Genomic DNA, 16,586 nt, shown 5'->3' with positions numbered 1-16,586 from the left:
CGAGGAGCTACTCGGGTGGACACCATGCCCGACCACGGGCACGTCCTTTCCGCCGGTCACGACGACCGGCCCGGCCGGTTCGGTCCCTACGGCGGCCGCTACGTCCCGGAGGCGCTGATCGCGGCGCTCGACGAGCTCGACCGCGAGTACACCGCCGCCAAGCAGGACCCCGCCTTCACCGCCGAGCTCGCCAACCTGCTGACCACGTACACCGGCCGGCCGACCCCGATCACCGAGGCGGCCCGGTTCGGCGCCGAGGCGGCCGGCGGCGCGCGCGTCCTGCTCAAGCGCGAGGACCTCAACCACACCGGCTCGCACAAGATCAACAACGTGCTGGGCCAGGCGCTGCTCACCAAGCGCATCGGCAAGCCGCGGGTCATCGCCGAGACCGGCGCCGGCCAGCACGGCGTCGCCACCGCCACCGCGGCCGCGCTGATGGGCCTCGAGTGCGTCATCTACATGGGCGAAGAGGACACCCGCCGGCAGGCGCTCAACGTCGCCCGCATGCGGCTGCTCGGCGCCACCGTCGTCCCGGTCACGACCGGCTCGCGGACGCTGAAGGACGCCATCAACGAGGCGCTGCGCGACTGGGTCACCAATGTCGCCACCACCAACTACGTGTTCGGCACGGTCGCCGGGCCGCACCCGTTCCCGACGCTGGTGCGCGACCTCCAGCGCATCATCGGCGACGAGGCGCGCCAGCAGGTGCTCGACCTCACTGGCAAGCTGCCCGACGCCGTCGCGGCCTGCGTCGGTGGCGGGTCCAACGCCATCGGCATCTTCCACGCGTTCATCGACGACGCCGACGTCGCCCTGTACGGCTTCGAAGCCGGCGGCGACGGCGTCAGCACCGGGCGGCACGCGGCGACGATCACCGCCGGCTCGCCCGGCGTGCTGCACGGGGCGCGGTCGTACCTGCTGCAGGACGAGATGGGGCAGACCATCGAGTCGCACTCCATCTCGGCCGGCCTCGACTACCCGGGCGTCGGGCCCGAGCACGCGTGGCTGAAGGACTCCGGCCGGGCCGCGTACGAGCCGGTCGACGACGCCGACGCGATGGAGGCGTTCGGGCTGCTCTGCCGCACCGAGGGGATCATCCCGGCCATCGAGAGCGCGCACGCGCTGGCCGGCGCCCGGCGGCTGGGCGAGCGGCTCGGCGCCGACGCCACGATCCTGGTGAACCTGTCCGGGCGCGGCGACAAGGACGTCGACACCGCCGCGAAGTGGTTCGGTCTGATGGACGAGTCCGGGGAGGTGCGGCGGTGAGCACGACGGTCGCGTTCGAGAAGGCGCGCGCCGAGGGCCGCGCCGCGCTGATCGGCTACCTGCCGGCCGGCTATCCCACGGTCGACGGCTCCATCGCGGCGCTCAAGGCCATGGTGGAGGCCGGCGTCGACGCGGTCGAGATCGGGCTGCCCTACAGCGACCCCGTCATCGACGGCCCGACCGTCCAGGCCGCGGTCGAGGCCGCGCTGAAGGCCGGCACCACCACGGCCGACGTGCTGCGCGTCGTGGAGGCGGTGGCCGCCACCGGTGCGCCCGCCGTCGTCATGTCGTATTGGAACCCGCTCCAGCGCTACGGCGCGGCCGCGTTCGCCCGCGACCTCGCCGCGGCCGGCGGGTCCGGCGTCATCACGCCCGACCTCACGCCCGACGCCGACGACTCCTGGATCCCGGCGGCCCGCGAGCACGGCCTCGACACCGTCTTCCTGGTCGCGCCGTCGTCCACCGACGAGCGCATCGCCATGACGACGGCGGCCTGCCGCGGCTTCGTCTACGCGACGTCCGTCATGGGCGTCACCGGCACCCGCGAGCAGGTCGGCGACGCCGCATCCGGGCTGGTGGCGCGGACGAAGGCGACCACGGAGCTGCCCGTCGCGGTCGGGCTGGGCGTCTCCAACGCGGCCCAGGCCGCCGAGATCGCCGCGTTCGCCGACGGCGTCGTCGTCGGGTCCGCGTTCGTCCGCCGCATGCTCGACGCCCCCGACCCCGCGTCCGGAGCGGCGTCCATCGCCGAGCTGGCCGCGGACCTCGCCAGGGGAGTGCGCGAGCGCTGATGACCAGTGACCACGACAATCGGCCGCCGGCCCGAGGCTCGAAAAAAGGACAGGCGAGGGCGCGGGCCGCGGCGTTGCGCGAGGAAGCCGAGGCGCGAGCCCTGGCCGAGCGCCGGCGCGAGCGGTTCATGCGGGCCGGCATCTCCGTCGGCGTCCTGGTCGTGATCGCCGTTATCACGATCGTGCTGGTCAACCGGTCGTCCGACGGCCCTGAGGGCACCGGCGCGATCCCGTCGGGCGCCATCGAGGGCGGCACCGGCGTGGCCGCCGGCGAGGCGTCCGCTCCCGTGACGATCGACTACTGGTTCGACTTCCAGTGCCCGTTCTGCGGCGAGTTCGAGGCCCAGAACGGGCCGGTGCTGGAGGAGCTGGTCGCCGACGGCACCGCCCAGGTGGTCTACCACCCGGCGGCGTTCCTCGGCGAGGAGTCCGATCGCGCCAGCAACGCGTTCGGCTGCGCCATCGACGCCGGCCGGCCGGTCGAGTTCCTCACCGAGCTGTTCGCGAACCAGCCCGCCGAGCGCACCGGCGGCTACACGACGGACGACCTGCTGGCGTCGGGCGAGGCGGTCGGCCTCGACGACGCGGTGTTCGAGTCGTGCGTCCGCGACGGCACCTACGCCGACTGGGGCCGGCACGTCCTCGACGCCTTCCGCGACGAGGGCCTCGAGGCGACCCCGTCGGTCCTGCTGAACGGCCAGCCGCTGGAGAACCCGGCGGCGATGAGCGCCGACGAGTTCCGGGCCGCCGTCGAAACCGCTGTGACGACATCGTGATCAATCGATGCGGAACTCACGCCACGCTCAATGAAGTTGTACCCTCGTCAATCCCCGTGAACTCACTCGTGTCGAAGGAAGCCCATCGATGAGCAGCAAGAAGGCCGAGGCCCGCGAGCGCATCAAGGCGATGCGCGAGGAGCAGGCGCGCCAGGAGAAGCGGCGCGAGCGCATGATGCGCTACGGCGTGGCGGTGGCCGTCGTGGCCGCGGTCGCGATCATCGCGGTGGCCGTAGCGGCCAGCCGCGGCGGCAGCGACGGCCCGGTCGAGGTGCCTGACGCCGTCGGGTCCGGGAACGGCCAGGCCATCGAGGGCGACGGCGGCGGCATCCTCGTCGGCGAGGCCAGCGCGCCGGTCACCATCGACTACTGGATGGACTTCCTCTGCCCGCACTGCGCGGAGTTCGAGGCGACCAACAGCACGGCGATCCAGTCGCTGGTCGACTCCGGCCAGGCGAACATCGTCTACCACCCGCTCGACTTCACCGGCGCCGTCTACTCCCGCCGCGCCAACAACGCGTTCGCCTGCGCCGCGCAGGAGGACCAGGCGTTGGAGTTCAAGGGCGCCGCGTTCGCCGCGGCCGGCACCCAGTGGTCCACCAGCTCGCTGGTCGACCTCGGTGAGCAGGTCGGCATCGGCGGCGACTACGAGAGCTGCGTCCGCGACGACGACTTCGAGGACTGGGCGGCCGCGGTGCCCGAGACGGCCCGCGACAACGAGATCACCGGCACGCCGACGGTGTTCGTCAACGGTGAGGTGCTCGACGCCGCCCAGTGGACGCCCGAGGGCCTCAACGCCGCCGTCGCGACCGTCGCCGCTGGTGGCAGCCTCGCCACCCCGGCGCCCGACGCCACGGGCACGGCGCCGGCCACCCCGCCGGTCACGCCGCCCGCGGGCGAGACGCCCGACCCGTCCGCCACCCAGTGATCTGGAGCACACCGCGATGATGACCCGGATCGACCGGTCCGGTACGGTTCGCCTGTGATCGCGACGCCGGCCGTGGTGCCCACCTCCATTCCCAGCCCGGACAGCAACGCCATCGACATCTTCGGGTTCGATCTGAGGGCGTACGCCCTGTGCATCATGGCCGGCATCGTGCTGGCGATCTGGCTCGGCAACCGGCGCTGGCTGGCCCGTGGCGGCGAGCCCGGCGTCGTCGCCGACATCGCGGTGTGGGCGGTGCCGTTCGGCATCATCGGCGGCCGCATCTACCACGTCATCACCGACAACCAGCTCTACTTCCGCGAGGGGCGCGACCCCTGGCAGGCGCTGCAGATCTGGGAGGGCGGCCTGGGCATCTGGGGCGCCATCGCCATGGGCGCCCTGGGCGTCTGGATCGCCTGCCGCCGCCGCGGCGTCCCGTTCGCGGCGATGGCCGACACCATGGCGCCGGGCATCCTGTTCGCCCAGGCCATCGGCCGGGTCGGCAACTGGTTCAACCAGGAGCTGTTCGGCCGGCCCACCGACCTGCCGTGGGGCCTGGAGATCGACCCCGCGCACCGGCCGGAGGGCTACGCCGACTTCACCACCTTCCACCCGACGTTCCTGTACGAGGCGTTGTGGGCGGTCGGGGTGGCGTTCCTGCTGCTGTGGCTGGACAAGCGCTACACCATCGGTTACGGCCGGCTGTTCGCGCTGTACGTGGCCGGCTACACGCTGGGTCGCGGCTTCTGGGAGTACCTGCGCATCGACAGCGCCAACGAGATCTTCGGCGTCCGGGTGAACCTGTGGGTGACCGGTCTGATCTTCGTGGCGGCGGTCGGCTTCTTCTTCTGGTCGCTCAAGCGGAACCCGGGGCGCGAGGACCCGGAGTCGCTGCGCGGCTTCTACGACCAGCCCGACCCGTTCGACGACAAGGGCAAGTCCGAGGACGACACCCCGATCACCCTTCCGGACGACGAGCCCGAGGACGGCGCGAAGGAACCCGCCGACGGCAAGGATCCGGCCGAGACGAAGGCCGCCGACGCCGAGAAGGTCGACGCCGAGGCGAAGCCGGCTGAAGAGAAGCCCGCTGAGGAGAAGCCGGCGGGCGAGAAGCCGGCGGACGAGAAGGTCGCGGAGCCGGCGGCTGCGGCGTCGGCGAAGACCAGCGCTGCCGCGGGCACCGCCTCGGCGACGACGGCGAAGACCACGGCCGCGAAGAAGGCGTCGACGGCCAAGAAGGCGCCCGCGAAGAAGGCCGCGACCGAGACCGCGGCGGCGAAGAAGACGGCAGCGGCGAAGAAGGCCACGACCGCCAAGAAGGCCACGGCCGCCAAGAAGGCGCCGGCGAAGAAGGCCGCAGCCGAGAAGCCGGCCGAGACGCCGGCCGGCGAGTCGACCAGTACGCCGACCGCCGGCGATTGAATCGTCGCCGGTTCTGTCGTCGGCGGGGTTCGCGTGGGCCAGATCGCCGAGTTGGCCTGCCCCCTGCTGCTTTCGATGGTCGGGGGCGCGGGAGGCCGCCTCAAGCGGACTATTGGCGCTTCGCGCGGCGATGACCGCTTGACCCGGCCTCCCGCGCGCCCGTAACAGCAGCGTCAGGGGGCTGGCCGGAAGATGGGCCTGGCCTCCAAGGCTCGCTGGGCTTCTGTCCGCTGGCCGCCTCTGGCCGTGGGTTGCGTTCTCGGCTACCGACTCCGCTCGGCTTGCCGTTCGCTGGCCGCCTCTGGCCGTGCCCACCCGGCCACCGCCCACTTCGATGATCATCCAAGAAACGGTGCGTCATGGAGCCTGTTGCTTTTTGTCTCGGCGTGGCGTCTGGCCTGGTTGATCATGGTTTGGAATGGTGCGGGTCATGGCGAAGGGATACCGGCCGGTCGATCGTGACCAGGCGTTTCTGTTGCCGCCGTCGATGACGGACTGGCTGCCCGGTGATCATCTGGTGTGGTTCGTGATCGCGGCGGTGAAGCGGATGGACACGACCGCGTTCCACGCCCGGGCCAGGCTCGGCTCGGTGGGCCGGCGGGGCTTCGACCCGGACATGCTGCTCACCTTGTTCATCTACGCGATGGCGCACGGGGTGTCCTCGTCGCGGCAGATCGAACGGTTGTGCGGCACCGATGTGGCGTTCCGGATCATCTGCGCCTCCGATGTGCCCGACCACACGGTGCTGGCCCGGTTCCGCCGCGACCACGGGCAGGCGCTGGAAGACCTGCTGACCGCGTCGCTGCTGCTGGCCACGGAACTGGGCATGGTCCGGCTCGGGACGGTGGGCCTGTCAAGTTTTTCGTGTAAGACAGGGCAAACCTTTACCTTGATGTGACTTTTCTAGGTGAGTCTTCCGGGGAATTCCACGACCAGGAAGTTTAGTGCTTTCTTCCATCCGTGGGTTCCGGTGCCTGATGCTCCTCCTCGTTTCCGGCTGATGTTACGGATCCCGAGAAAGAGCAGCTTCATGGCGGCGTCATCGTCGGGGAAGTGGCCGCGGGTCTTGGTGATCTTCCGTAGCTGGTAGTTGATTGATTCGATCAGGTTCGTCGTGTAGACGATTCGGCGTAGCTCGGCCGGGTAATCCAGGAACGGGATGAACTCGTTCCACGCATTCTTCCACACCTCGACGGCACCGGGATACTGCTGCCCGAAATTCTGCTCGAATTCTTTCAACGCGATCTCGGCCGCGGCGACGCCGGGAGCGGTGTAGAGGGCCTGTCAAGTTTTTCGTGTAAGACAGGGCAAACCTTTACCTTGATGTGACTTTTCTAGGTGAGTCGTCCTGGGAATTCCACGACCAGGAAGTTGAGTGCTTTCTTCCATCCATGGGTTCCGGTGCCTGATGCTCCTCCTCGTTTCCGGCTGATGTTACGGATCCCGAGAAAGAGCAGCTTCATGGCGGCGTCATCGTCGGGGAAGTGGCCGCGAGTCTTGGTGATCTTCCGCAGCTGGTAGTTGATTGATTCGATCAGGTTCGTCGTGTAGACGATTCGGCGTAGCTCGGCCGGGTAATCCAGGAACGGGATGAACTCGTTCCACGCATTCTTCCACACCTCGATCGCGCCGGGATACTGCTGCCCGAAATTCTGCTCGAATTCTTTCAACGCGATCTCGGCCGCCGCGACGCCGGGAGCGGTGTAGATGTGACGCATCGCCGTGGCGACCTTTTTCCGGTCGCCGTAGGAGATGAATCGCATCGTGTTGCGGATGACGTGCACGACACAGGTTTGCACGGTGACCTTGTCGAACACGCTGCGCGCGGCGTCAGGCAGCCCGGTGAGCCCGTCGCAGCACAGGATGAGGACGTCGCGCAGGCCCCGGTTGCGCAGCTGCGTGAGCACGTGCGCCCAGAACTTCGCGCCCTCCTCCGCGGCGATCCAGATCCCCAGCACGTCCTTCAACCCGTCGACGTCGACGCCCACGACCAGGTGTGCGGACTTCAGCGTGACCGAGCCGCGGTCGCGGACCCGGATCCGGATGGCGTCGACGTAGACGATCGGGTAGACCTCGTCGACCGGCCGGTTCTGCCACAGTGTGATCTCGTCCACGACCACGTCGGTGATCTTGGAGATCAGCGCCGGCGACGTGTTGATGTCGTAGATCTCCTTCAGGTGCGCCTCGATCTCCCGGGTCGATAGCCCGCGCGCATACAACGACAGAATGATGTCCTCGATCGCGCCGACACGCCGGGAGTGTTTCGGCACGATCTGCGGGGCGAATGTCGAATTCCGGTCTCGTGGCACGGTCACGTTCACCGGGCCGGCCGTCGTCGCGACCGTTTTGGCCGAACGCCCATTCCGGGAGTTCCCCGATCCGCGCCCAGCCGGATCACCGGGCTCATAACCGAGATGATCGGTCATCTCGGTCTCCAACGCCCGCTCCAGAACTCTCGACGTCAACCGATTCAACAACCCATGAACACCATCAACCGGTGTCCCGGACGACTCGGCATCCGCCAACAGATTATCAATCGCCTCATCCGGCAACACCGCCGCCAACCGACGAGCTGCCTCATCCGAGGAATCGACAACCTTCTCCTGCTCCGACACAAAGAATCCTCTCGCGGCCACGACGCAAACACGCCCGGACCAATCCTGGCCCACCCGGCCTTACACGAAAGATTCAACACGCCCGGTGTAGATGTGACGCATCGCCGTGGCGACCTTTTTCCGGTCGCCGTAGGAGATGAACCGCATCGTATTGCGGATCACGTGCACCACACAGGTTTGCACGGTGACCTTGTCGAACACGCTGCGCGCGGCGTCAGGCAGCCCGGTCAGCCCGTCGCAGCACAGGATGAGGACGTCGCGCAGGCCCCGGTTGCGCAGCTGCGTGAGCACGTGCGCCCAGAACTTCGCGCCCTCCTCCGCGGCGATCCAGATCCCCAGCACGTCCTTCAACCCGTCGACGTCGACGCCCACGACCAGGTGTGCGGACTTCAGCGTGACCGAGCCGCGGTCGCGGACCCGGATCCGGATGGCGTCGACGTAGACGATCGGGTAGACCTCGTCGACCGGCCGGTTCTGCCACAGTGTGATCTCGTCCACGACCACGTCGGTGATCTTGGAGATCAGCGCCGGCGACGTGTTGATGTCGTAGATCTCCTTCAGGTGCGCCTCGATCTCCCGGGTCGATAGCCCGCGCGCATACAACGACAGAATGATGTCCTCGATCGCGCCGACACGCCGGGAGTGTTTCGGCACGATCTGCGGGGCGAATGTCGAATTCCGGTCTCGTGGCACGGTCACGTTCACCGGGCCGGCCGTCGTCGCGACCGTCTTGGCCGAACGCCCATTCCGGGAGTTCCCCGATCCGCGCCCAGCCGGATCACCGGGCTCATAACCGAGATGATCGGTCATCTCGGTCTCCAACGCCCGCTCCAGAACTCTCGACGTCAACCGATTCAACAACCCATGAACACCATCAACCGGTGTCCCGGACGACTCGGCATCCGCCAACAGATTATCAATCGCCTCATCCGACAACACCGCCGCCAACCGACGAGCTGCCTCATCCGAGGAATCGACAACCTTCTCCTGCTCCGACACAAAGAATCCTCTCGCGGCCACGACGCAAACACGCCCGGACCAATCCTGGCCCACCCGGCCTTACACGAAAGATTCAACACGCCCGGGACGGTGGCCTTCGACGGCACCAAGATCGCCGCGAACGCGTCGATGGGAGCGAACCGGTCCGAGGCGCACCTGCGCAAACTCGCCCGGCAGTATCTGGGTCGGGCCGCGGCCACCGATGACGCCGAAGATGAGCTGTTCGGCGAGGACCAGCGCGGGGACGAGCTGCCCGAGGACCTGACCGACCACACCCGCCGCGGTGAGCGGATCAGCCAGGCGCTGGCCGAGATCGAACGACGCCGGGCCGCCGAGCAGGCCGGGACCGAGGCCGAGCGGGCCGCGGCGGCGGAATACGTCGCGAAGGCCGGTGACCCGGCCGGCCGGGCTCCGACGGGGCAGGCACCGAAGGCCGCGGACCCGGTGGCGGTGGCTCGGGCCCGCTGGCAGCGTGAACACGACCGCGCCCAGGCCCGCTTCGACGCCTACCAGGTCAAGGCCGCCGCTGCGGCCGCACGAGGACACCGGCTGCCCGGCACCCCGGCCGCGGCACCGGACGACCACCCCACGGTGATGCGGCTGCGAGCGGCCTACGACCAGGCACGCACCGCCGCCGAGCACCCCGACACCAGCAGCGGCCCGGACACCACCACCAGCGCTCACCGGGCGAACCTGACCGACCCGGACTCCCGGCTGCTCAAGACCCGCAACGGCTGGATGCAGGGCTACAACTGCCAGACCGCGACCAGCGCCGACGGGTTCATCATCTCCGCCCGCGCGACCCAGGACGCCAACGACGTGCACCAGTTCGTCCCGACCATGAACGACGTCACCGCCACCGCCGGCATGCTGGCCGAGCACACCGGCCGTGACGACCTCGCCGTGGGCACCATGATCGGCGACGCCGGCTACGACAGCCACGCCAACCTGACCGCGCCCGGCCCGGACCGGCTCATCGCCAACGCCACCCGACGCGACCTGAACCAGGCCGCCGCCACCGACCCGGCCACCGGCCCACCACCACCCGACGCCACCACCCGCGAACAGATGGACCACCGGCTGCGCACCGACGACGGGCACGCCCTCTACGCCCGCCGCGCCCCGATGGTCGAAGCCCCCAACGGCTGGCTCAAAGACCGCCGCGGACTACGACGTGGCTTCGCCCGCCGCGGCATCGACGCCGTCCAAGCCGAACTCTCCCTCGCCGCAGCCGTCACCAACCTGCTCAAGATCGCCACCAACGGCATCACCACCGCCCAGCTTGCCACCGCCTGACAGGCCACCAGCACCGACCCGACACGCCCACGAAGCCGCGCCCATCAGCCAGAACCACGCCCGCCACCCACAACCCGCAAAGAGCAACGGGCTCCATGACACACCGAAACGTTGATGATCATGGACTTCTCCATGATCAACGCGCGTCGACGGGGCCTGCCACCAGGGCGGCGCGCAACAAAGCGCCGTGTTACGTCACGAAACGGCCACGAACCGCGCCCGCCACGCCGGATGCGGCGCCGGCGTCAACTACATGGACGTCAACGTAGTTGTACGGTCCGACAGTCCGCTGACCTGACGATCTGCGGCAACGGACGGTCATCGGTGGAGAATCCGATGATCAACAGCGGGTTCGTGCCTGTGCCGACCGGCACGGTCGTCGATATCATGGAGAGACGCGACAACACACGACGGCCGAAGTGTTGTAATCTCCACGAAACTTCACGCACGGGCCATCGCCGTCCCTGCACCCGCCGCCAGTCTGACGACGACGGGAGTGCCATGCGCCTCACGCCTCACCCCCCGGGCTTTCCCAGCCAGGGTCTGTACGACCCACGGTTCGAGCACGACGCCTGCGGCGTGGCCTTCGTGGCCACGCTCGACGGCGTGGCCAGTCGCGCCATCGTCGATCGCGGACTGACCGCCCTGAGCAACCTCGACCACCGGGGCGCCTCGGGCGCCGAGCCCGACTCCGGCGACGGTGCCGGCATCCTGCTGCAGGTCCCCGACGCGTTCTGCCGGGCGGTCGCGGGCGTCGAGCTGCCGTCCGCCGGGCACTACGCCACCGGGCTCGCCTTCATCCCCGACGACGACGCGCAGGACGCAGAGATCGTCGCGACCACCGAACGCATCGCGGCCGAGGAGGGCCTGACGGTGCTGACGTGGCGCGACGTGCCCACGACGCCGGGGCTGCTGGGCCGGACGGCGCGCTCGACGCTGCCGCGCGTGCGCCAGCTGTTCGTCGCTGACAGCAGCGGCGCCCAGGCCCAAGGCATCGAGCTGGACCGGAAGGCGTTCGCCCTGCGCAAGCGGCTCGAGCGCACCACCGGCGTGTACTTCCCGAGCCTGTCGGCGCGCACCATCGTCTACAAGGGCATGCTGACGACCGGCCAGCTGGAACCGTTCTTCCCCGACCTGTCCGACCAGCGGCTGGCCAGCGCCATCGCCGTCGTGCACTCGCGGTTCTCGACGAACACGTTCCCGAGCTGGCCGCTGGCGCACCCGTACCGCTTCGTCGCGCACAACGGCGAGATCAACACCGTCCAGGGCAACCGCAACTGGATGCGCGCCCGCGAGTCGCAGCTGGCCAGCGACGTCATCGGCGGAGAGCTGTCGCGGCTGTACCCGGTCATCTCGCCCGAGGCCAGCGACTCCGCCAGCTTCGACGAGGTGCTCGAGCTGCTGCACCTGGGCGGACGGAGCCTGCCGCACGCGGTGCGCATGATGATCCCCGAGGCGTGGGAGAACCATCAGGGCATCTCGAAGGCGCGACGCGACTTCTTCGAGTTCCACAGCACGATCATGGAGCCGTGGGACGGCCCGGCCGCGGTCGTCTTCACCGACGGCAGCCTGGTCGGCGCCGTGCTCGACCGCAACGGCCTGCGCCCGGGCCGGTACTGGATCACCGACGACGGCCTGGTCGTGCTCGCGTCCGAGGCGGGCGTCCTCGACCTCGACCCGGCGACGGTGGTGCGCAAGGGCCGCCTCGAGCCGGGCCGCATGTTCCTCGTCGACGTCGCCGGCCACAAGGTCATGGACGACGACGAGGTCATGGACAAGCTGGCCGTGCAGGAGCCGTACGGCGAGTGGCTGCACGCCGGCCTGATCCGCCTCGGCGACCTGCCGCAGCGCGAGCACGTCGTGCACACGCACGCCAGCGTCAGCCGCCGCCAGCAGACCTTCGGCTACACCGAAGAGGAACTGCGCCTGCTGCTCGCGCCGATGGCCAAGGCCGGCGCCGAGCCGATCGGATCGATGGGCACCGATACGCCCATCGCGGCGCTGTCGACCCGCCCGCGGCTGCTGTTCGACTACTTCTCGCAGCTGTTCGCGCAGGTCACGAACCCGCCGCTGGACGCCATCAGGGAAGAGCTGGTCACGTCGCTGGCCGGCACCATCGGCCCGGAGGGCAACCTGCTCGACCCCGGCCCGGCGTCGTGCCGCCAGCTGGTGCTGCCGTTCCCGGTCATCGACAACGATCAACTCGCCAAGGTCATCCACACCAACCGCGACGGCGACCTCCCCGGCTACGCGACCCACGTCATCCGCGGCCTGTTCGACGTCGCCGGCGGGGGAGCGGCGCTGGGCCGGCGCCTGGCCGAGATCTGCGCCGAGGCGTCGAAGGCGATCGAGTCGGGCGCGCGCATCATCGTGCTGTCCGACCGCAACTCCGACACCACGCTGGCGCCCATCCCGTCGCTGCTGCTCATCTCCGCGGTGCACCACCACCTCATCCGCGAGAAGAGCCGCACCAAGGTCGGCCTGGTCATCGAGGCCGGCGACGTGCGCGAGGTGCACCACGTCGCGCTGCTGATCGGCTACGGCGCCGGCGCGGTGAACCCGTACCTCGCCATGGAGAGCGTCGAGGACCTCGTCCGCCAGGGCACGCTGCTGCCCGGCGTCAGCCCCGAGAAGGCGGTCGCCAACCTCATCAAGGCGCTCGGCAAGGGCGTGCTCAAGGTGATGAGCAAGATGGGTGTCTCGACGGTCGCGTCGTACACCGGCGCGCAGATCTTCGAGGCGGTCGGCCTGTCCCGCGAGGTCGTCGACCGGTACTTCACCGGCACGACGTCGCGGCTCGGCGGCATCGGCCTCGACGTCGTCGCCGAGGAGGTGCGCCGCCGGCACGCCCAGGCCTACCCGCGCGGCGGCAGCGCCACCCGGCACCGCAAGCTGGAGGTCGGCGGCGAGTACCAGTGGCGGCGCGAGGGCGAGCCGCATCTGTTCGACCCCGAGACGGTGTTCCGCCTGCAGCACTCGACCCGGGCCGGCCGCTACGACGTCTTCAAGCAGTACACCGAGCAGGTGAACGAGCAGTCGAAGCGGCTGATGACCCTGCGCGGCCTGTTCAGCCTGAAGACCGGCGAGCGCCCGTCCATCCCGATCGACGAGGTCGAGAGCGTCGAGAGCATCGTCCGGCGGTTCTCCACCGGCGCCATGTCGTACGGCTCCATCAGCAAGGAGGCGCACGAGACCCTCGCCATCGCGATGAACCGCCTCGGCGGCAAGTCGAACACCGGCGAGGGCGGCGAGGACACCGACCGCCTGTACGACCCCGAGCGGCGCAGCTCCATCAAGCAGGTCGCCAGCGGCCGGTTCGGCGTGACGTCTGACTACCTGAGCAACGCCGACGACATCCAGATCAAGATGGCGCAGGGCGCGAAGCCCGGCGAGGGCGGCCAGCTGCCCGGGCACAAGGTGTACCCGTGGGTGGCGCGCACCCGGCACTCCACGCCGGGCGTCGGCCTCATCTCGCCGCCGCCGCACCACGACATCTACTCGATCGAGGACCTCAAGCAGCTCATCCACGACCTCAAGAACGCCAACCCGCAGGCCCGCATCCACGTGAAGCTGGTCGCCGAGGTCGGCGTCGGCACGGTCGCGGCGGGCGTCTCGAAGGCGCACGCCGACGTCGTGCTGATCTCCGGTCACGACGGCGGCACCGGCGCGGCGCCGCTGACCAGCCTCAAGCACGCCGGCGGCCCGTGGGAGCTGGGGCTGGCCGAGACCCAGCAGACGCTGCTGCTCAACGGCCTGCGCGACCGCATCGTCGTGCAGACCGACGGCCAGCTCAAGACCGGCCGCGACGTCATCGTCGCCGCGCTGCTGGGCGCCGAGGAGTACGGGTTCGCGACGGCGCCGCTGGTGGTGTCGGGCTGCATCATGATGCGGGTCTGCCACCTCGACACCTGCCCGGTGGGCGTCGCGACGCAGAACCCCGAGCTGCGCAAGAAGTTCACCGGCCGGCCGGAGTTCGTCGTCACGTTCTTCGAGTACATCGCCCAGGAGGTGCGCGAGTACCTCGCCGAGCTGGGCTTCCGCAGTCTCGACGAGGTCATCGGCCGGGCCGACCTGCTCGACACCGAGGCCGCCGTCGGGCACTGGAAGGCCGCGGGCCTGGACCTCTCGCCGATCCTGCACGTGCCCGAGCTGCCCGACGGCGCCGCCCGGCGCCAGGTGGTCGGCCAGGACCACGGGCTGGAGAAGGCGCTCGACAACCAGCTGATCGCGCTGGCCACCGACGCGCTGGAGCACAGCGAGCCGGTGCAGATCAAGCTCGAGGTGCGCAACGTCAACCGCACCGTCGGCACCATGCTCGGCCACGAGGTCACCAAGCGCACCGGCGGCGCCGGCCTGCCCGACGACACCGTCGACGTCACGTTCACCGGCTCGGCCGGGCAGTCCTTCGGCGCGTTCCTGCCGGCCGGCGTCACGCTGCGGCTGGAGGGCGACGTCAACGACTACCTCGCCAAGGGGCTGTCCGGCGGCCGCGTCATCGTCCGCCCCGACCGCAACGCGCCGTTCGCCGCCGAAGAGAACATCATCGCCGGCAACGTCGCGGCCTACGGCGCCACCGGCGGCGACCTGTTCGTCCGCGGCCTCGTGGGCGAGCGGTTCTGCGTGCGCAACTCCGGCGCCACGGCGGTCGTCGAGGGCGTCGGCGACCACGCGCTGGAGTACATGACCGGCGGCACCGTCGTGATCCTCGGCCGCACCGGCCGCAACGTCGCGGCCGGCATGTCCGGCGGCACGGCGTTCGTGCTCGACCTCGACACCAGCCTGGTCAACCCCGACATGGTCGAGATCGAGACGCCTGACGCGGGCGAGCTGGCCCGGCTGCACACCATCATCGGGAACTACCGCGACGAGACCGGCTCGGTGGTCGCCGAGGCGCTGCTGGCCGACTGGCCGGCGTCGATGGCCCGGTTCTCGCTCATCATGCCCACGGACTACAAGCGAGTGCTCGCCGCCATGGCCGCCGCCGAGCTCGAGGGACGCGACGTGGACGTCGCGATCATGGAGGCGGCGCATGGCTGACCCACGAGGCTTCCTCAAGACCCCACGCCAGGGCGCCACGCCCCGGCCGGTCGAGGAGCGGCTGCGCGACTGGAACGAGGTCTACCCCGCACCGGGCATCGGCCGCACGTTGCTGCCGATCATCGTCGAGCAGGCCGGACGCTGCATGGACTGCGGCATCCCGTTCTGCCACCACGGCTGCCCGCTGGGCAACCTGATCCCCGAGTGGAACGACCTCGTCTGGCGCGACGACTGGAAGGTGGCGGCCGAGCGGCTGCACGCCACCAACAACTTCCCCGAGTTCACCGGACGGCTGTGCCCGGCGCCGTGCGAGGCGGCCTGCGTCGTCGCCATCGCCGACGACGCCGTCACCATCAAGAACGTCGAGGTCTCGATCATCGACCGCGCGTTCGACGAGGGCTGGGTGGCGCCGCTGCCGCCCGAGCGGCTGACCGACCGGACGGTGGCCGTCATCGGCTCCGGCCCGGCCGGCCTGGCCGTCGCCCAGCAACTGACCCGCGCCGGTCACACCGTCGCCGTCTACGAGCGGGCCGACCGCGCCGGGGGGCTGCTGCGCTACGGCATCCCCGAGTTCAAGATGGAGAAGCGCCACCTCGACCGCCGGCTGGACCAGATGCGCGCCGAGGGCACCATCTTCCGCACCGGCGTCGAGGTCGGCGTCGCCGTCACCGGCAAGGACCTGCGGTCGCGCTACGACGCCGTCGTACTGGCCGTCGGCGCCACCGACTGGCGTGACCTCCCCATCCCGGGCCGCGAGCTCGACGGCGTCCACCAGGCCATGGAGTACCTGCCGCAGGCCAACCGCAGCTCGCTCGGCGAGACCGTCCCCGGCCAGATCACCGCCGAGGGCAAGCACGTCATCATCATCGGCGGCGGCGACACCGGCGCCGACTGCCTGGGCACCGCCCACCGGCAGGGCGCGGCGTCGGTGACGCAGCTGGAGATCATGCCGGAGCCCCCGGGCACCCGGCACACGTCGACGCCGTGGCCCATGTGGCCGCTGATGCTGCGCACGTCCAGCGCCCACGAGGAGGGCGGCGACCGCGTCTACGCCGTCTCCACGCTGGAGTTCACCGGCGACGACGGCAAGGTGACGGCGCTGCGGCTTGTTGAAGTCGAGCGCACGCCGTCGGGCTTCGAGCCGGTACCCGGCAGCGAGCGCGACCTCCCCGCCGACCTCGTCCTGCTGGCCATGGGGTTCGTCGGCCCGGAGAAGTCGGCGCTGATCGAGCAGCTCGGCGTCGAGCTCGACGCGCGCGGCACCATCGTCCGCGACGGCTCGTTCGAGACGACGATCCCCGGCGTGTTCGTGGCCGGCGACGCCGGGCGCGGGCAGTCGCTGATCGTGTGGGCCATCGCCGAGGGCCGGTCGGTCGCGGCGGCCGTCGACCGGAAGCTGACGGGGGTCGACCGGCTCCCGTCGCCGGTCTCGCCCACCGACCGTCCGCTCGCGGTCTGA

General features: G+C 70.0%; 10 protein-coding genes and 2 pseudogenes. 9 read left to right on the top strand and 3 right to left on the bottom strand.

All coding sequences use genetic code 11. The annotated features are described in order from the left end of the window. Window positions 1–24 precede the first annotated feature (24 nt). The 6 genes from trpB to BLV05_RS24540 all read left to right on the top strand — a co-directional run bounded on the left by trpB (window position 25) and on the right by BLV05_RS24540 (window position 6,078). Window positions 25–1,266 carry a tryptophan synthase subunit beta gene (trpB, locus tag BLV05_RS24565; protein WP_046773016.1) on the top strand — a complete coding sequence of 414 codons (1,242 nt, stop codon included), beginning with the start codon at window positions 25–27 and terminating at the stop codon, window positions 1,264–1,266. Continuing rightward, window positions 1,263–2,057, top strand: a complete 795-nt coding sequence (gene trpA / locus BLV05_RS24560) for a tryptophan synthase subunit alpha (RefSeq protein ID WP_046773012.1) — start codon at window positions 1,263–1,265, stop codon at window positions 2,055–2,057. Before trpB ends, trpA begins: the two co-directional genes overlap by 4 nt. Then, window positions 2,057–2,833, top strand: a complete 777-nt coding sequence (locus BLV05_RS24555; protein ID WP_046773013.1) for a DsbA family protein — start codon at window positions 2,057–2,059, stop codon at window positions 2,831–2,833. Before trpA ends, BLV05_RS24555 begins: the two co-directional genes overlap by 1 nt. 88 nt (window positions 2,834–2,921) lie before the next feature. Then, window positions 2,922–3,761, top strand: a complete 840-nt coding sequence (locus tag BLV05_RS24550; protein ID WP_052763218.1) for a DsbA family protein — start codon at window positions 2,922–2,924, stop codon at window positions 3,759–3,761. Between the two features lie 54 nt (window positions 3,762–3,815). Then, entirely contained in the window at window positions 3,816–5,180 is a 1,365-nt protein-coding gene (gene lgt / locus BLV05_RS24545) for a prolipoprotein diacylglyceryl transferase (RefSeq protein WP_063932665.1), read from the top strand. 430 nt (window positions 5,181–5,610) lie between these two features. After that, window positions 5,611–6,078 carry a transposase gene (locus BLV05_RS24540; RefSeq protein WP_197683300.1) on the top strand — a complete coding sequence of 156 codons (468 nt, stop codon included), beginning with the start codon at window positions 5,611–5,613 and terminating at the stop codon, window positions 6,076–6,078. 5 nt (window positions 6,079–6,083) lie between these two features. On the opposite strand, the pseudogene BLV05_RS24535 reads toward BLV05_RS24540, so the two are convergent. The 3 genes and pseudogenes from BLV05_RS24535 to BLV05_RS24525 all read right to left on the bottom strand — a co-directional run. Beyond that, window positions 6,084–6,458, bottom strand: a pseudogene (locus BLV05_RS24535) (transposase); the annotation flags it as partial. Between the two features lie 56 nt (window positions 6,459–6,514). Next, window positions 6,515–7,744, bottom strand: coding sequence for an IS256 family transposase (locus BLV05_RS24530; protein ID WP_083421475.1), 1,230 nt, complete (start codon window positions 7,742–7,744; stop codon window positions 6,515–6,517). A gap of 62 nt (window positions 7,745–7,806) precedes the next feature. Continuing rightward, window positions 7,807–8,743, bottom strand: a pseudogene (locus BLV05_RS24525) (IS256 family transposase); the annotation flags it as partial. A 141-nt stretch (window positions 8,744–8,884) separates the two neighbouring features. Between BLV05_RS24525 and BLV05_RS24520 the strand changes: the two are divergent. The 3 genes from BLV05_RS24520 to BLV05_RS24510 all read left to right on the top strand — a co-directional run bounded on the left by BLV05_RS24520 (window position 8,885) and on the right by BLV05_RS24510 (window position 16,586). Next, window positions 8,885–10,090, top strand: coding sequence for a transposase (locus tag BLV05_RS24520; protein WP_172860691.1), 1,206 nt, complete (start codon window positions 8,885–8,887; stop codon window positions 10,088–10,090). Between the two features lie 501 nt (window positions 10,091–10,591). After that, a complete protein-coding gene (gene gltB, locus BLV05_RS24515; RefSeq protein WP_046772776.1) occupies window positions 10,592–15,127 on the top strand; it encodes a glutamate synthase large subunit in 4,536 nt (1,511 codons plus the stop codon). Next, window positions 15,120–16,586, top strand: a complete 1,467-nt coding sequence (locus BLV05_RS24510; protein ID WP_046772777.1) for a glutamate synthase subunit beta — start codon at window positions 15,120–15,122, stop codon at window positions 16,584–16,586. The genes gltB and BLV05_RS24510 overlap by 8 nt, the downstream gene beginning before the upstream one ends.

Source organism: Jiangella alkaliphila, from assembly GCF_900105925.1.
Taxonomy (GTDB): Bacteria; Actinomycetota; Actinomycetes; order Jiangellales; family Jiangellaceae; genus Jiangella; species Jiangella alkaliphila.
Note: the sequence above shows the minus strand (reverse complement) of the source record. Positions and strands in the feature narration are given on the sequence as shown.